Origin of the sequence: Legionella quateirensis (assembly GCF_001467955.1) — a bacterium.
Classification (GTDB): Bacteria; Pseudomonadota; Gammaproteobacteria; order Legionellales; family Legionellaceae; genus Legionella; species Legionella quateirensis.
The window spans coordinates 193,577-210,625 of sequence record NZ_LNYR01000048.1; the positions used below are offsets into that span (position 1 = coordinate 193,577).

Sequence of the window (17,049 nt, forward strand, 5' to 3'; positions counted from 1 at the left end):
AAGTGGCAAGAATGGGAACGGAGAGTGACGGGAATGGGATTTCGAAATAATATTACTGGTAATTCACTGCTAACTGTTTTAAATTATCCCTGTTTTAAAATAATAATATACATGGAATGAGTTACTAAATCATGAAAAAATTAACCCTGCTCTCTTTGTTATCTGCATTATCGTTCAGTTCTGTTATCCATGCCGGAGGTATGGGCGATTCAAATTTCTGCTGTGCTGCGTTTTTTTCGCTTGAAGGCGGATATACCTGGAATACAATAGATGGATATAATTTTGCTATAGTTGGCACCAATACTGTCATCACCTCAACAATTACCGATGATCAATATACTGCCCGTTTAGCTGCAGGCATGCTGAGCATGTTTGATGATCAATTTGGAGCAACTGGAGAGTTAGGTTGGGGATACTATGGAAAAACCACTCTTAACCCCATAGGATTTGGTACTGCCGCCCGGGCACCCGCTTCTTTAACCATGAGCCACACAATATCCGGATTTGATGCTTTATTGGGTATTGCTTACATGCAACCTTATTACAGTTTATCTTTGAAGGCAGGAGCCATGATCCAAAACATGCAGACGCATACAACTGCCGTGTTCTCCCCAGCCTTTGCATTTCCGCTGATCAACAGCTACAGCGAAAAGAACAACCAGACAGCAGTATTACCTGAAATAAAATTAGGTGCGGCCTATAACTTTAATGAAAATTGGGCTTTGACTGGTTCTTATTTATTAGCTTTAGGCGGAAGTCCCAAAACAACCGGGGCGTTTAACCTGAATACATTGACCGGAAGTTTAAATCTGAACACTCAAAATCCAACACTAAACTCCCTGTTAATCGGTGTCCAATATACCGTTTAACCTGTCATCTACACGATAATAAAAGGCTCATGCGAGCCTTTTTTATTTATTAATGAATCAAAACCACCGAATATCCTGGTTTAGAAAAAAAGCAGATATTTATTATAATCAGTAATAAACTGTTGACTGTTACGGTACTGGGTCAATGCCCTGTTAATATCTTCCAGCAAAGCCTGATCCTTCGAGTTTACAGCAACAGCCACTAAGGATTCAAAATGTAAGGGGCTGCCAAAATCTGCAATCAAATCTGATGAGTTATTACTCCAATATGATGCAGTGTAGGTATCAACAAATGCAAATCCAATTTTACCCCTGTTAAGCGCGTCAATCATTTCATCATCCTGGCCATACAGAGAAACAATTGGGTTTTTGATTTTTAATATATTGATGTGTTGTTGATATGATTCATCGGTAATGCCAATTTTTTGATTATATAACAGGTCTATAATAAATGGATTTTTGACCTGTTTTTTTAATCCAATCACGTGGGTTATATTAATTAAATAGGGAATAGAAAAGTTAACTTTTGATGCATTCTTATCTGAAATGACCAGATCACTAACGGCGAGATCTACGGTACCATTTTCGACCTCGTTCAGCAGTCTATCTCTTTTAAATGCAATAAGTTCACAATCAAATCTCATGGTTTTGCAAACGTAGCGAATCATGGAAACATCAAATCCATCAAAATGAGTTGGATCTAATTGAATTACAAATGGAGGATCAAAATAAGAAACACCAATTTTTAATGTTCGCCCATAAGTGCACAATGGAAGCAGAAATAGTAACATTATTATACAGTATTTTCTCACCATCGCATCATCCTTGTTCTTTTGATTTAATTATAGATCATATTAATCAAAAATTACCTATCTTGTCAGAGCTCTAAATAACAATCAACTTCCAGGTTCATAAACTGATTGAATCTTCTTGAGCCTATGGATACATTCTTCCCTCAACCCCATAACCATTTTGGATACAGAGGTACTTTATTACCAGTACTATTCAGCAGATCGCATTTGACTTTAATAGATCTCAATTTATATAATGTGATCCCTTTTAGATCAAAAATTTAATCCAAGGTAGATCCAATGCCCTTTACTTATAACAGCATCTTTGATGGTCCCAACATAATAACTAAAAAAGATTTATGCGAACTATTAAATCTTGACACATCAAGACCCAATCTTGCTTTTAGCCCAGCCGAAATTAATAAAGCCTATAAAACTCGGGCATTAAGATTTCATCCTGATGGTCAACAAGCTCGATATGAGCAACCTATTCCTGAACAAGTCTGTAATACTCTAATACAAGACATCAAGTTAGCCAGAGATTACATGCTCGCAGGTGAGGACAATATTCCTGGAAAAGCATTTAAAGACAATCTCGCTCGATTTGAACCATCAGACTGGATAAGTACCCTGACTGATATGCTACAAGCGACGAAAAATGGATCGGTAACTCTGACTCAAACGGTAAGTTGGCTTTATTTCTTCAGCAGCAGTCTTCTGGTGACCATCCCCCTGTCAACCTATTCCGATGGGCAATTAAATTTTCGTTATATCAATACATTTTCGAAACAATTGGCTGCGATTCGACCTTTTCTAAAGGATATAGACGGCAGTTCAGTTGCAGTGTTTTTACTGATCCTCCGTGATTATATTAGTAGTGCGGAACAAATAAACGTGGAAGAAATCCTGGCTCGCATCAAAGAACTATCGCCAGAACTTCTTGATTCCATCGCTGAACAAAATAAACTGGATGCACTGCTTCAGGCAATTGCTGAAGCCGGTCAGGAATTAAAAAGTACCCTTACGGATAAGTTCATCAATCAACTTCAATACATCATTGGATTTTGGCCACAACTGATTGCTAACATGCCAACATGGAAGAACATCATGAATGTTTTTTTCATCTCAACGATATTTACCGCAACCAGTTTACCCAAATTTATTAATGCATTAAAAGTAATAGCCGAAATAATCATTCAACAAAAAGGCTGGATAGCGTTTTTATTAACCGCCCTGCCCTTGTTGCTATTAAGTGCTTTAATGTTACCCGTTAACCTTGCAGTGCAACTGGCTCTTCCTCTTGCATGGATTAGCTTAAAAGCAACTTATCATATACTAACCAACGGGTTTCTTGTGCTGTTCTCAGGTATTAACCTGTTGTTGTCACTTCTGCCAAACAGCAATCAATCCACAACAAATGCAGCATTCTCGCTCTTTGAAGGAAGCTTTAATTTAATTGTACGATTAAGCCTTAACATCGCGATTGAAACACTGGATTCAGTAATTTTTATACTGAGTAATAATAGTCCTCTAAGTTCAATACAGACAAGCTTAAATACTGGCTTTGATTCTATGCTTGATTCATTACGTCCTGAAATCAAACCGGCAGAACAGTTGGAGCATGAAAACGATACTCGTGCCTTAGTGCCAATTGAAGATAAGACTGACAGTCCAAAAGTGCGGACTCAAGAGCCTACGCAACAATTTGGATTCTTTCCTAATAGTAAATTATTCAATGACGAAGATTTATGGCTTAACCATTTGCTTAACAGCATTTCAGAAGCAGAGCGTTCTGATCCTGAAATGGCCGCTAACTTAACCGTCCAATAACTTATTTCTCAGTAACTCTAATGAATAATCCTCCTTTCAGGAGGATTATCTTATGTCAATTGCATACCTAATTGATTAAATATTCACCTTATGATAGCATGTATTTTTTTTAAACTTTATGGTCATAAATACAAATGCTAGCACAACATGATACAACTCTGATAAATGACAAACAAGTTCTTACTGAAATGTTGAATCAATTAATAAACTATATTCAGTCAAGTGGAAATGAATATCATGATGCAGATGAAACATTTAAACCATTCATATTGGGTACTTCATTAAACGCAATACAAAAATGCCTAAATAATCCAGTTTTATACAGGATCACTAAAGCTGATACCATCCTGGATTATTTGCTCGAAATCATTAAATTACAAAGTACGATACAACCCCGTCTGACCGAAATACACAATCCCCTGATTACTAAAATAATTGACAGTGAATGTTCACTGCTGCAAAACGTTTTAACAACAGCACAGAGTGAAAGCAGTTCTCTGCCATTGGATCAGTCCTGGATAACCTTTACCAGAATAAATGAACTCTTTAATCAATTAACCTCTGAAAATCAGCCAACTGCCAAAGCAAATGAACTTAAAGAAGCGCTCGATAAGTGGCGTGCTGACTTAACTGCACGAGGTATTCAACAAAAAATTGATAAACAACTTACGCTTTTAAATGCCCTGCATGCGGATACCGATATTAGCTACGATGACTTTATAGAGGTGATAACTTCTATCAAGGAACAATTAATTACAGTAAAACAAGAAGCTCAATCAGCCAATCTCGTTTCTTCAATCAATCTGATCTTCGAGACGTTTCGACAAATCGATATAAAAACAGCCCTCTTTATAAAAAGAGAGCTGGATAATGTCATAGATCAGATACAAAAAAATCCATGGGCCACCGTATACAAAAAACAACAACTGTACTTCGACATCCTGAAACCCATGAGTAAACTTCTTGATGTGTTCACACTATTGGAGTTGTCGGAAGCAGAAAAACTAAACTATATTAATCAATTACATGCAGGTTATGAATTATGTCGTGATGACAATTTCCTAGATCTTATGGAACGATTCGCTGATTTATTCTATAGCCAGGAACAAGACAAATTACAGCCAATAACCAACTTTATTAAACAATCCCGAGACAGCGTTAATCCTGATCGTTCAATTCTTAAAAAGAAACGCGTTCATTTTAGTGAAATAGAACCAACAGAACCAACAGAGTCAAAAAAAGAAACAGCGCAACATGAATCCAAAAGACGTCGGCTTCCAGTTGTAGAGTCCACTGAACAGCCCGATTCACTCATAATACAATCCTTCGTTAATATCCTGTCTTCCATACTTAAACCAGGTGATCTAACCTCAAGAAAATTTGCAGCAGCAATGTTCTGCTCCCTTGGTAAAAGCATCTGGTCAGTCAAGGATTTACATAACAGTATCAAGGTTACCATAAACTATGAATTGTTAAAGCGTGCGTTGAAGTTATGTCCAGCTACTGAAGGGAATTTAATAAAAAGCCTTAACAATCAATTAGCCCTGTTAACAAAATCATGTCAAAGACAAATTGACGATTATGACAGATTTAGTTTAAGTACTACTCAATCCTATAGTGATGCTGCTTTAACTCAAGATGAATTTAAAATAATTCTATCGGACATTGTGAATCAATTAAAGCTTTATACTCGAGCAGAATTAATTGATGGTGTTGTTGAACGGTTGCTCAACCAATGGATGGCAGGCTTAAAAGCAGATGGGTTTATCTTAGCCAATCATATAGATCAAATGGAACAAGGAATCCAGGGACGTAGCCCAAGCCATGTCATCTCTTCTGCAGATCAAACCTCAACTCAAACTCGCAGTAGCAGAACTTTTAAGTGCCTCAGCGATGCGGTTACACATGCAAGCCCAGATGAATTTACTAATTATCTGACTTATCTAAAGGACTTAATGACAGATACTGCTACTTATCTGAAATTCCTGACTAACAAGACAAAGGGTAGTACCGCATTACACACCGCATTGAAAAATGAACAGTTCAACAATCAGAATAATCTGTTAGTCTACATTAATGAAGTAAAATCTTTATTTGATTTGGATTCACGTTCATTCCAATCATTCCTGATATCTAAAACAACTTCAGGCTTTACCTTTCTACATCAGATTGCACTGCTTGGTAATCTAACTTTACTAACCTCATTCACTGATCTGCTCAAGAATGAATTGGGTTCCGAAGGTTATGCAAGAGCACTTAATACACAAACTGAGAATAGATATTTGCCATCGTGCCATTCCAGAACAGTACATTCTAAAGAGATAAATGCTTTTCTTGATCAGGAACGTAAATCTTATCCAGTACCTACTCGACTTGCCCCAGAACGAGCTGGATTTTTTAAAACGAACGTTGAAAGGGTATTAACAAGACCCAATCACATAGGATCGGATCATTCCAAATCGGATCATTGTGCAAACACAATGTAATTAATAATTACTTTCAGAGTAGTATGCAAGAAAGCACCGATAGGAAACGTCATTCCGTACATCGTGAGAAACATAATATAATCGCTTTGTGGTTTCTCACGATGTTCAGTGTGTTGTGTTCACGGGGCAAAGAGGCGTTATAGGGTATAATTAAAACCGGCTACTCACTTACTGATGCAACGAAACGAACTACAGATCAAATACCCCTCAGGTCCAATAAGCTGCCCAACATCAATAAAGCCTTTCAACACCTGCTCTACTGTATCCACACGCAAATACATGGTATTTAAATGACTGGCAATTCGTTTTGAAATAGTAGTTTTTCCTGTTCCAGGCAGCCCACCTAAAATAATCAGCATCAATTTACCTGTTTACTTATTGATAATTCATCATCTAATATGATCTGGATAAATCGCTTAAATGTTGCTATTAGCCAAGAGTGTACATGAAAAAATATTTTTATATAGTGTTGGTTCATTTAGTTATATTAGTACTGCCGCCATTAACTCTTTATGCCCAAAATCAAGACACGAACACCTCCGATACAGGTCAACCTCCAAGTATAGGAAATTTTGGCCTACCTTCGTCACAACAACCCAGTCCACTGGTTTCATTTGGACAAAATATAATCGACAAAGGACAGCGTCAAGTATTTATGGAGCCAACCTATATACAAGCACCACTTCAACACTTTACAACGGGCACGCCTTCTTTTCTCTACGGAATTTATGACGAAGCATCACTTTTTATCAGCTTGCCTGTAGCAATGAGTTATAAAGATGACCTGGCTCATTCCTCCGGTGTATCTGATGCATTGATTCAATTAGAATATGCCTTTTGGGAAACATCCAATAGCCAATATACGACTCAAGCTACGTTTGTAACTAATGCAACACTACCCACGGGCTCACTGGAGAAATCACCGCCTACAGGCGTCGGATCGCCCACGTTTTTTTTAGGCAGTACCTACAGTTTCACTTCTGTAAACTGGTATGGTTTTGTGTCACCTGGGGTCATACTCACACCAATGCATAATTATTTCAAACCAGGGACACAATATTTTTATCAGTTTGGATTAAGCAGAACCCTTCTTAGTGCCCCCAATAAATATATTTTTGCGACCTTAGTCGAGTTAGATGGAATAATCACCGAAAAAGCCCAACTATTTGGTCAATCTTTGCCCGATACTGGGGGAAAGATTTTAGGGATTACTCCATCGCTCTGGTTTTCAACGAAACAGTTAACCCTTCAGCTGGGTATTGGATTACCCTTGGTTCAGCATTTAAATGGAGATCAACCTCAAAACAACTATATTCTTGTCGGTAACGCAGCATGGATTTTTAACTCCTAATCAATGATGAATCCAACTGATTATTCATTGCCTGTTTTTTGAAGGCAACTCAAAGGTTTTATCCATTTTAATGAGTGCCTGTATTTCTGCAAAAGGTAAGGGTTTAGAAAAAAAGAAGCCTTGTATAGCATCACACCCCATACCTAATAGAAAATTAGCTTGAGCAGCAGTTTCTACCCCCTCTGCAACAACAGTAATATTCAAACTATGAGATAAGGCAATGATACCTTTTATAATTTTAATGCTATTGGCATTATCGGGTAACCCATCAACAAAAGTTTTATCAATTTTTAGAGTCTCAGGGCAATAATTTTTTAAATAATCAAATGAGCTATAACCCGTACCAAAGTCATCCAGTGTTATATGAATACCCAATTCTTGTAATTCATTAATTACTTTTACTGTTTGAACTGTATTAGTCATTAATAATGTTTCAGTGACTTCTAACTCAAGAAATCTGGAATTGATGGAAAATTCTGCCAATAAATTCTTCAATTTTTCCACCAGATTATAAGAGCTACCGAATTGTCGTGCCGTTAAATTGATTGCAGTATGAATTGGACACTCGCTTCGAGCCATATCATTGAAGGCAGCGCGTAAAACCCAATCGCTGAGTTCCAGAATTAATGTCGACTGTTCACAAACTGGAATAAAATAATCAGGTAATCGCAATACCCCTGTTGGATCATTCCAACGAACTAAAGCTTCAACACCGGTAATTTTCCCTGTTGTCAACGAGATTTGCGGTTGATAATAAAGCTCAAGCTCGTTATTTAATAAAGCCTCATGCATTGCACTTTCTATTTCGAGCTGTCGTGCTGGGCGAGTAAGTGTCTCTGAAGTGGCAAATTTAAACTGATGACTTCCATCCTTGGTTGATTCGATGAGAGCCCATATCGCATTGCCTAATAAGTCGTTAGCGGTAACACCGTGCTCAGGATATTGGCTTATACCAACATTAGTCGTTAAGAATAATTCGAGGTTATTTTCCTTTATTGGTTTAACGGTGATTTCAAGTAATTTTTGTACAAAATCAATAATCAAATTTTTATTTTTAAGCGTATGCGATAAAAAACCAAAAACTCCCGGCTGAAGTACTGCTATCATATCAACAGTAGATAAGGAGACATCAAAATATTTTTTAGCCAGATTTTGGAAGATATTGTTACCCACATCATAACCCAATGTGTTGTTAATGAGCTGAATATTATTCACTTGCAACTTGATAACCACAAAGGATTGAACCTTATGCTCTATAAATTCTTCAATTTTTTTCAAAAAGGATTGTCGATTATAAAGACCAGTCAAAGGATCGTAATTATCAATATATTTCATTTTATTGATCAGCAAAATATTTTGAATGAATTTGCTAAAATTAGCAGTGAATTCCATTAACATTTTGAATACATCAATAGTCAGATTCAATTCTCCTCGAGTATAAAAATTCATCAACCCGATTTTCTGCTCCGATACCACTAATGGAATCCCAACTACTTCCTTTATTTGCAGGGGCTGCCCGTCCATTCTCTGATATGGATGTTCCAAATCAGAAGGAAACGTGCTGATTTGAATAGTACTTTGGTTTAAACACATGATTTGAAACGTTTTTTCATGTTCATTAGTCAAAGATAATGTTCTGATCGATTTCGACTTAATGACTAAATCGTCCTTAAGCCAATAGGCCAAACAGGTTAATGAAGTATTGTTATCATCCAACAACCAAAACTCACCGATTTCATAGCCAATAGCGAGACAGATTGCTTTTAAAATGTTCTGAGAAAAAATGCTGATGTCCTGAGTTTTACTCAAGTTTTTATGCAATTCTGCAAGCAGTTGATGTTGCATCATCAAATTGTATTTCGCTGTAACATCCGTAGCAACTCCAAGTATGGCTAATACCTTTCCATTATTATTCTTTAAAGGAAAAATCTGATCCGATATTTGACGAATGACCCCGTCTGCACGCAATATCTTAATTTCTACAATGATATTGGAAACACCATTTTTAATTTGTTCTATAGCATCCAGTATCTTGACTCTGTCCTCAGGTACCACCAGATTCAACCAACTGTCAGGCGCCTGATACAATGAATCAACCGATTGACCGCAGATTTTTTCAAAGGCAGGACTAACATAAGTTAATTCATTGGAATCTACTGGCATTCGCCATAAAACAAGGTCAATATTTTCAGTAAATTCAGTAAACAGCTGCTCTCGTTTTTTTAATCGTTCCGAGAGCACATTAGAACGTTTTTCAAGCTTCCCCATAATCAAAATACATATAAACACTACAATATAGATCATGGTTAAATACAGCATATTGGCAACTATCATAGTAAACGATTTACCATAGAGCTGGTATTGCACTCCTAAACTTATTAACTTGATAAAAATGACGGCTGCAATAAAAAACAAAGGTAATAAGATTCTCGCTAATCGTCCCCCAACGTTATCCGCCAATAAGAATGAACTGACCCCTACAGTAGGCCGCACAAACAATAAAGCAGCACAGATCAGGATAAAAGCAACTATTGTATGAACGGCAAGATTAATATAAGTTACTATCAAGTAATCAGGCTCAACATTGGCAATATTGTATAAGATACTGAACATGATTAGCGGCAAAATCAGACACATAAAAACCTGATAGCTCCATACAGGTAAAGTCCTTGAATCAATACACAGTACAGAGAGGCTTGCAAAAACAAAACTAATCGCGGTACAAAAAGCCATGCGCCCTGAAAAATATAAGGGATTTACTGGTTTATCAACATAAATTAGTTGATCTATACCCAAATCAATTCCGAACAAGTACTCATATAGGGTTAACAAAGAGATGACTAATACCAATAGCGCAATACTTTTAGAGAGATAGCGATTCAGCTGTTCCGATTTCCGGTTAGCTACCAAATATAATGCGAATCCAATCAAAACAATACAAACAGCGGTATTAAATTTCACTGAAATCGAATTGGGAAAAATACTTTTAAGCACCTGATTTTCAAAGAACCACCCACTTACACCAAGACAGCCGATTAAAATAACTCCAAGTGAAAGGGTTTTAGTAATGGTTCTGCATTTTTTTACTGAAATTATTATTTTTTCCATACGTCATCCTGGAATTCCTTTGATGCTGCAAAAATCATCGATTAAGGTAGATAGTGTACTTAAAAACCTTAACCAGGTTCATTTAATTGTAGTATAGAGTGCTGCCATTATCATTGTTAGATTTATTGACAATCGATCCCTATAATCTTCCAACCAATATCCGGAGTAAAACGTGCATCAACAGTAAATACAAAAATGGCATTATTCGGATCAATTGCAAATAATGGCCAACGCTGCTCTTCATCTGCTGCCAAATACTGAGCAAAAGAAAACTGTTCGGTAAGCGTCGTTGTCTTAATTTTCGCTCCTGAATTCAAGCGATTTTGTAACAAATCAAAAGTAACATTTTGACCAAAAATAATTCGCCCACCATGTTTAAAATGGACTTTATCTGCAATTTGCTCCTGTTGTGTATCGGTGGTACGTATTGTAAAGATGCTATCCGCACCAAATTCCTGCCTGTAATGTTTTGCAGCCAAAATATTTAATTCCAACTGTGGCGTCATGATCAATAAATGCTTTATAGGCATCAGATTAATATTATCCTCTGCGTGCAATGAAACAGGATTTCCCCAATAAGTGGTCAAACCGTTCATTTTCGCCAAGCGTATTAGCGACCAATCCTGATCTGCCAGGCAGACAGAAATGTTGTTTTCAAGCAATTGCATTGCTATTCCTTGAGCAACCGGATTAGCGCCTATGATTAGAAAACCTTTGGGCTTTGGTTCTGCTACCTTAAGTTTTATAGCCAGAAATTTAGCAGTGATACTTTGAAGCAAAACAGTCCCTACAATAATAAAAAAAGTTAATGGGACCAATTGATGCGATTCCGTATTACCTAAATTTTCTAATTTAAGAGCAAATATGGCTGAAATAGCAGCTGCAATAATTCCTCGTGGAGCAATCCAGGCAATTAAATGACGCTCATTAAGAGTTAATTTTGAACCCAATGAAGACAGATACACATTAAAAGGACGGATGATGAATTGAATAACAGCAAACAAAGCCAAAGCCGGCCATCCTAATGAGATAAAGGTTGCCAGATTGATACGCGCTGCCAAAATGATGAAGAGTAAGGAAATCAATAAAATACTAAGGCTTTCCTTGAAATTTAAAATATCATCCAGTTCAATATTTTTTATATTAGCAAGGCAAATACCCATCAACGTTACAGTAAGCAAACCCGAATCATCAACCAGATAATTTGATACTGCAAAAACACCACAAACCAAGGTTAATACAGCAAAATTTTGCAGTTGCTCCGGGATCCAATATTTTCTCAAAGCAATACCAAAAGCAAATCCACTCGAAATCCCTAACCCAACACTGATCAATAAAACTTTGCAGAATACCAGCAAATCCCCCCAAAAACCGGTGTTTATATTGTCAGAAATAATATATTCGAACACTAAAACAGCCAGCAAAGCACCAAGAGGGTCAATTAAAATGCCTTCCCACTGCAACACATTGGCTATGTTCGCATTAGGCCGCAATATTTTAAGCATTGGAATAATCACCGTAGGACCTGTAACTACCATTATTGCTGCAAATAAAAACGACATGGCCCAGGTAAAATGAACTATAAAATGGGTCGTCAGCGCGATTAGAACCCAGGTTAACATGGCCCCAAAAGTAATCAGGTTTTGGATGACTCGTTCTAACCCTGGAATATTTTTAAACTTCAGAGTCAAACTGCCTTCAAACAGAATTATCGCCGCAGACAAAGAAATAAATGGATTCAGCATAGCTCCCATTTGCTTATCGGGGTTAAGCCAATGTAGTATGGGGCCTTCGATAATACCGCTCACTAATAAAAAAATAATGACTGGAATTTTTAAACGCCAGGCTAACCACTGACACATTAGACCTGTTATCAGAACGAGAGCAAAGAGCAATAATACAAGTTCAGCCATTGACGTCTCCGATAAGACTAGAATCCTGATCTATCATTTCATCCATCACTCTTTTGGGTACTGTTAAACGTCTACGTACCGCTCCCGGACTTGTTCAGGGATCATCCGCGGTATCATGAGATCTCCTTGATCGCGCGGACAAGATCTGAGCGTTCCTCACTTTTTAAAATGCACATTAACTAAGGTGTGTTGACAATTCCAATTTCGACGTCCCGCGACTTGTTCGCGGGATCCATTTCGAACTTGATGAACACATAATGTTCGTTAATGATACTGCATTCCTGGATCCCGCGAACAAGTCGCGGGACGTTGGGAATAAATTGATGAATTGTCAACACCCCCTAATCTTAATATGCAATTAATCTTAATATGCAATTTTTATAAGATCGTCATCCTCGCGAAAGCGGGGATCCATCCTTTTCTTACTTTGTTTTTAATAACGTCTCATGTTCTTTCATCCAGATTAACAATTCATTTAAAGGCATGGGTTGTGCAAAATAATATCCCTGGACTATATTGCACCCCCATTTATTTAATAAATTCAGCTGCTCATTACTCTCAACGCCTTCTGCAATCGATTTAATACCCAGACCATGGGATAACTGAATCGTCGTAAGAACGATGGTTGCATCATCCGGATTCAAATCCAGACCTTTAATAAACGAACGATCTATTTTAAGAAATGAAATAGGCAATTTCTTCAACAAATGAATGGATGAAAAACCTATACCAAAATCATCCAGAGCAAATTGAATTCCAAACTCATGCAAACGGTACATCGTATTTATAATGTGTTCTTTATCATTGATTAATGAGTTTTCGGTGATTTCCAGACAAAGTTCATTAGGTTTTATTTGAAATTTCTTTAACAGAGCCTGTATAAATTGGGCAAATGAAGCATTCTCTATTTGTTTAATCGAAATGTTCATGGCTAAAAGCAGATTGGCTTTATTTTTTGAAATGTCACAATACTCTTCAAATGCCTGTTGCAATATCAATTTACCCAGATCATAAATAATACCCCGATCCTCAGCGATTAATAGCGATTCAACCAAGGGAACATGTTTTAGATGTTCATCCTCCCATCTTAATAATGCCTCTATTCCGAACACTGTATGGCTTACTGCGTGTAACATGGGTTGATAATAAATTCGGTATTTTTTTTCTCTGATTGCCTGATGTAACGCATGCTCAATTTTATTGTATTTCATTATTTTTTCATTTGTAGAATCATTATAAAAAGAAAAAGTAGCTTTACCCTTTTGTTTTGATTGATACATTGCATTATCTGCATTCTTAAGCAATGTCTCTGAATCAATGCCATTTTTGGGATATAATGCAATGCCGATGCTTAAAGATGCTTTTACATAATGATCATCAATTTTTATTGGTTTATCAAAAGCATTTAAAATACGCTTCATGATCCGGGTCAAATCATTAACTTTATAAGTCTCTTCACAAATAAGACCAAACTCATCACCGCCTATTCTCGCAAAATAATCGGAATCACGAAGATGTGGTGTTATTTTCTCAGGTAAAATGGTTAATAATTTATCGCCATAGACATGTCCCAAAGAATCATTAATTAATTTGAAATTATCAATATCCAGAAAACAAATGCCAAATTGCTTTTTTGATCGTTGAGCACGAGCAATAGCATGCTCCAGAAATTCAAAAAAACTCAATCGATTCGGTAATTTGGTTAGGGGATCAACATGCGCCATGTTCATCAGTTTCGCTTCATTTTCAAGTCGTTCGGATATATCGCTGAAAATAATAGCGGCCCCATCAATCTCATTATTCACGATAATAGGAATGCAGGTATACTCTACCCAAATGTAGCTGTGATCTTTTTTCCAAAAAACAGCCTCTTTTGTTCTTATTACTGATTGTTCATGAATAGCACGATATACCGTAAGACTTTCTAATGGAGGAGCGTGATCATTAATTATTCGTTCAATAAGAATCTTATAAATAGATTCATCTTTTAGTTCATTGCTGGAATAACCCAGTAACTGTTCAGCCGCCGAATTGATAATTGCAATTTTATAATCAAGGTTTATCCATATTAACCCTTCCCCGGTTGCGTTGAGCAACAGTTTATTTTTTGCTTGTTCTGATTGCAGTTGCAGGGTTCTGGCTTCAGCAAGAAATTGTATCAAATAACGTTGTCCGTAAAGAATAAATAAAATCATGTTCATAAACACGCAAAAAAACAGCGTTGTGGTCAGAGACAACCATACATGCCATGAATATTCCAGATTGATGAAATAGGGTGATGAAGTCGCGTTAAATCCCCAATTCTCCCCGGCAAACAAAAAAGTAGAGGACGTCTGAAATAATCGTGATTGATTCATAAGAACATTTTTAGCGTAAATTTCATATACTGCAGCCCTATTTGGATCATCTGGTTTATTGGTGAGCTTAAGATTGGAGTATTTTAAAAAATTATTGAATTTTTGATTAAATAACTCCTGGATATCGATGTGCATTAAAATATATCCTGCAATTTTATTGTTATTGATGACCGGTGTAACAATATAAACGCCATCCAATCGATTATTTTTGGATGTAATTATTGGAAAGACAAAAGACTTATTTTGAATAAAGTGTTTTGCCATTTTATTCAGATCATGAATTGAAGACTGATCATCTCCTTTTTGAAAAAATTTTCCTGTGCTTGATTGTGAAAAAAGTACCGAGGCATAATCTGATTTTGTACTTAAGGAATCATTATTCATCTGCGTCATTTTCGTAGTTGAAGATTGATATTTCATATTCAATTGATTGCGTTTAGCTACATTAGGAACCCATAAAATGGATTGTATATATGAATTTTCCTGTACCATTGATGTTGCCAGGCTCTGAAAGTCTTCATTGCTTATTTCGGGAACAATTGTAAAAAACAAAGCCATTTCTTTGCCCATTTCCGTCGTTAAATGAAGCTGGTCAGCTAAGCGATTGAATTTATATTTGGTTAACTCAATGAATTTAGATTGCACTCGCTTATACTCTGCCTGGCTATAAAAAAGATGGGCCAGAAAAACAATACAGAAAGTGAAGCATAAGGGAATTAATATAGGTACGACTCTGCTTCGCCACAATTTTGCCGGTTGAGCAAAAGCTATTAGTATGACTGGTGTAAATATGAGGACTCCAGTGCTGTCCCCCGTCCACCAGGTAACCCAGCTCGTCAGAAAATTCTCGGATGAAATAGCGCCAATCAAATATAATCCAACATTACTAAACGTTGAATTCACGATGCAGGAAACAGGACCAGTAAGAAGCGCAGAAAGCAAAATATCTTTAGGAAGATGTAATGGATTATTTAACTGGATGAAATGTTTTATAAGCCACCACCCAAATATGGCCTGAAGTACCGCCCCAGTTCCTGTGATAACACCTGTAACTACGACAAACAGATCAATAGCATTTCCAACGTTGTTAAAAGTAATATAAATATTGAGAATGAACGAACCGATAAAAATACCTGGCAACGTATTGAGACCATAAACAAGAACAAAACCCAGCGCGATTCCAGAAGGCGGCCATATTGCTGTAGCATAGCCTGGAGGAACTGCAAGCATTAACCCAATGTACCCTGTTAGTATATATAAAAACAGGACAGCCAGATTATACTTGACTGAATTGGTTAACAAAGAATCTCCACCCATATCAGACAGGCTCTTTGATATGAATGATCTGTATTCTCTTAAATGACATTGTGTTCATGGAGCAAAATACCTGAATTTAATATCAAGATATTAATAGTTTAGCTGATAATTTGATGTACCATGTGAAATCAGAGAGCTACTCACCACAGGAGCCATCAATTGAACAATGATTTGTTAAATCAAGATGAATTTTATGATCTGACTTGTTCTAGTCTAAGTCTCGATAATAAGGTTATAGAACATAAATTATTTTGAGATTGAACTCCAGGGAAATTAATTTTAGTTTTGGAACAGGTAACATGATGCAAACGATACGCTCCTTCTTCGCAATTATGCTGGCTCCCGCCGTACAAGTTGATATGTCTACTCGTCTATCTACTATAAAACACGCTGTTCCAGCCCCAAATATAAGATGGGTTAAAATTGAACATCTCCATATCACCCTGCAATTTTTAAACATTCTTAAATCGGAATGTGTTCCTCAATTAATAAAAAATATTCAAAAAACACTAAAAAATACCCCTTCATTTCAATTGGAGATCGGGGCATTAGAATGGTTTCCAACACCATCACATCCCAAAATCCTCTCATTTACTGTTGAACCACTCTCTATTTTAAATGACCTTTCAGCATCAATTGGCCATGAATTAACAGCAATGAACATACCCATTGAAAACAGGCCATTTCGTGCTCATATGACTCTAGGAAGATTAGCACCCCATCACCACCTGCCAGATACTGTAGATTTGAGCCAAATAAAATTGCCGCCAATCCCATCAATCACAATCAATGAGTTATTTTTTATTGAAAGCAAACCTCAAGCCGAAGGCAGTAACTATTCTCCTTTAGCACGTTTTAGATTAAGGGTATGACTTTGATCCGAAACCTTTTGTGAGCATCTTGTATTGCTCATTTAAATTCCCATGTGATTGCATGGGGTGTTCATATTTTTTTCATAATCCCTAATCTATAATTGTAATATACATCACTGAACATGAAATTCAGGTTGATTACCCAACTATTAAAA

General features: G+C 36.7%; 10 protein-coding genes. 5 read left to right on the top strand and 5 right to left on the bottom strand.

The features are described from left to right. The first annotated feature begins 131 nt into the window (after positions 1 to 131). Positions 132 to 869, top strand: coding sequence for a hypothetical protein (locus Lqua_RS16515; protein WP_058475384.1), 738 nt, complete (start codon positions 132 to 134; stop codon positions 867 to 869). A gap of 80 nt (positions 870 to 949) precedes the next feature. Here the strand turns inward: Lqua_RS16515 and Lqua_RS16520 are convergent, their stop codons facing one another. Beyond that, positions 950 to 1,660, bottom strand: a complete 711-nt coding sequence (locus Lqua_RS16520; protein WP_058475385.1) for a transporter substrate-binding domain-containing protein — start codon at positions 1,658 to 1,660, stop codon at positions 950 to 952. Between the two features lie 300 nt (positions 1,661 to 1,960). Between Lqua_RS16520 and Lqua_RS16525 the strand changes: the two genes are divergently transcribed. Both Lqua_RS16525 and Lqua_RS16530 read left to right on the top strand, forming a co-directional pair. Beyond that, a complete protein-coding gene (locus Lqua_RS16525) occupies positions 1,961 to 3,490 on the top strand; it encodes a J domain-containing protein (RefSeq protein WP_058475386.1) in 1,530 nt (509 codons plus the stop codon). Positions 3,491 to 3,624: 134 nt separating this feature from the next. Continuing rightward, a complete protein-coding gene (locus Lqua_RS16530; protein WP_058475387.1) occupies positions 3,625 to 5,976 on the top strand; it encodes a hypothetical protein in 2,352 nt (783 codons plus the stop codon). Positions 5,977 to 6,140: 164 nt separating this feature from the next. Here Lqua_RS16530 and Lqua_RS16535 read toward each other — a convergent pair whose 3' ends face one another. Beyond that, positions 6,141 to 6,335: a P-loop nucleotide/nucleoside kinase family protein gene (locus tag Lqua_RS16535; RefSeq protein ID WP_058475388.1), complete on the bottom strand. Its 195-nt coding sequence runs from the start codon at positions 6,333 to 6,335 to the stop codon at positions 6,141 to 6,143. 86 nt (positions 6,336 to 6,421) lie between these two features. Between Lqua_RS16535 and Lqua_RS16540 the strand changes: the two genes are divergently transcribed. After that, entirely contained in the window at positions 6,422 to 7,327 is a 906-nt protein-coding gene (locus Lqua_RS16540; protein WP_058475389.1) for a hypothetical protein, read from the top strand. A gap of 24 nt (positions 7,328 to 7,351) precedes the next feature. On the opposite strand, the gene Lqua_RS16545 is transcribed toward Lqua_RS16540, so the two are convergent. The 3 genes from Lqua_RS16545 to Lqua_RS16555 all read right to left on the bottom strand — a co-directional run bounded on the left by Lqua_RS16545 (position 7,352) and on the right by Lqua_RS16555 (position 16,022). Next, entirely contained in the window at positions 7,352 to 10,435 is a 3,084-nt protein-coding gene (locus Lqua_RS16545) for a bifunctional diguanylate cyclase/phosphodiesterase (RefSeq protein WP_058475390.1), read from the bottom strand. 122 nt (positions 10,436 to 10,557) lie between these two features. Continuing rightward, positions 10,558 to 12,348 (bottom strand): cation:proton antiporter, encoded by a 1,791-nt coding sequence (locus Lqua_RS16550; RefSeq protein WP_058475391.1) that lies wholly within the window; start codon positions 12,346 to 12,348, stop codon positions 10,558 to 10,560. A 422-nt stretch (positions 12,349 to 12,770) separates the two neighbouring features. Beyond that, positions 12,771 to 16,022 carry a bifunctional diguanylate cyclase/phosphodiesterase gene (locus Lqua_RS16555; RefSeq protein ID WP_065240197.1) on the bottom strand — a complete coding sequence of 1,084 codons (3,252 nt, stop codon included), beginning with the start codon at positions 16,020 to 16,022 and terminating at the stop codon, positions 12,771 to 12,773. Positions 16,023 to 16,321: 299 nt separating this feature from the next. On the opposite strand from Lqua_RS16555, the gene thpR reads away from it, so the two are divergent. Further along, positions 16,322 to 16,894 (top strand): RNA 2',3'-cyclic phosphodiesterase, encoded by a 573-nt coding sequence (thpR, locus tag Lqua_RS16560; protein ID WP_058475392.1) that lies wholly within the window; start codon positions 16,322 to 16,324, stop codon positions 16,892 to 16,894. Positions 16,895 to 17,049: the final 155 nt, after the last annotated feature.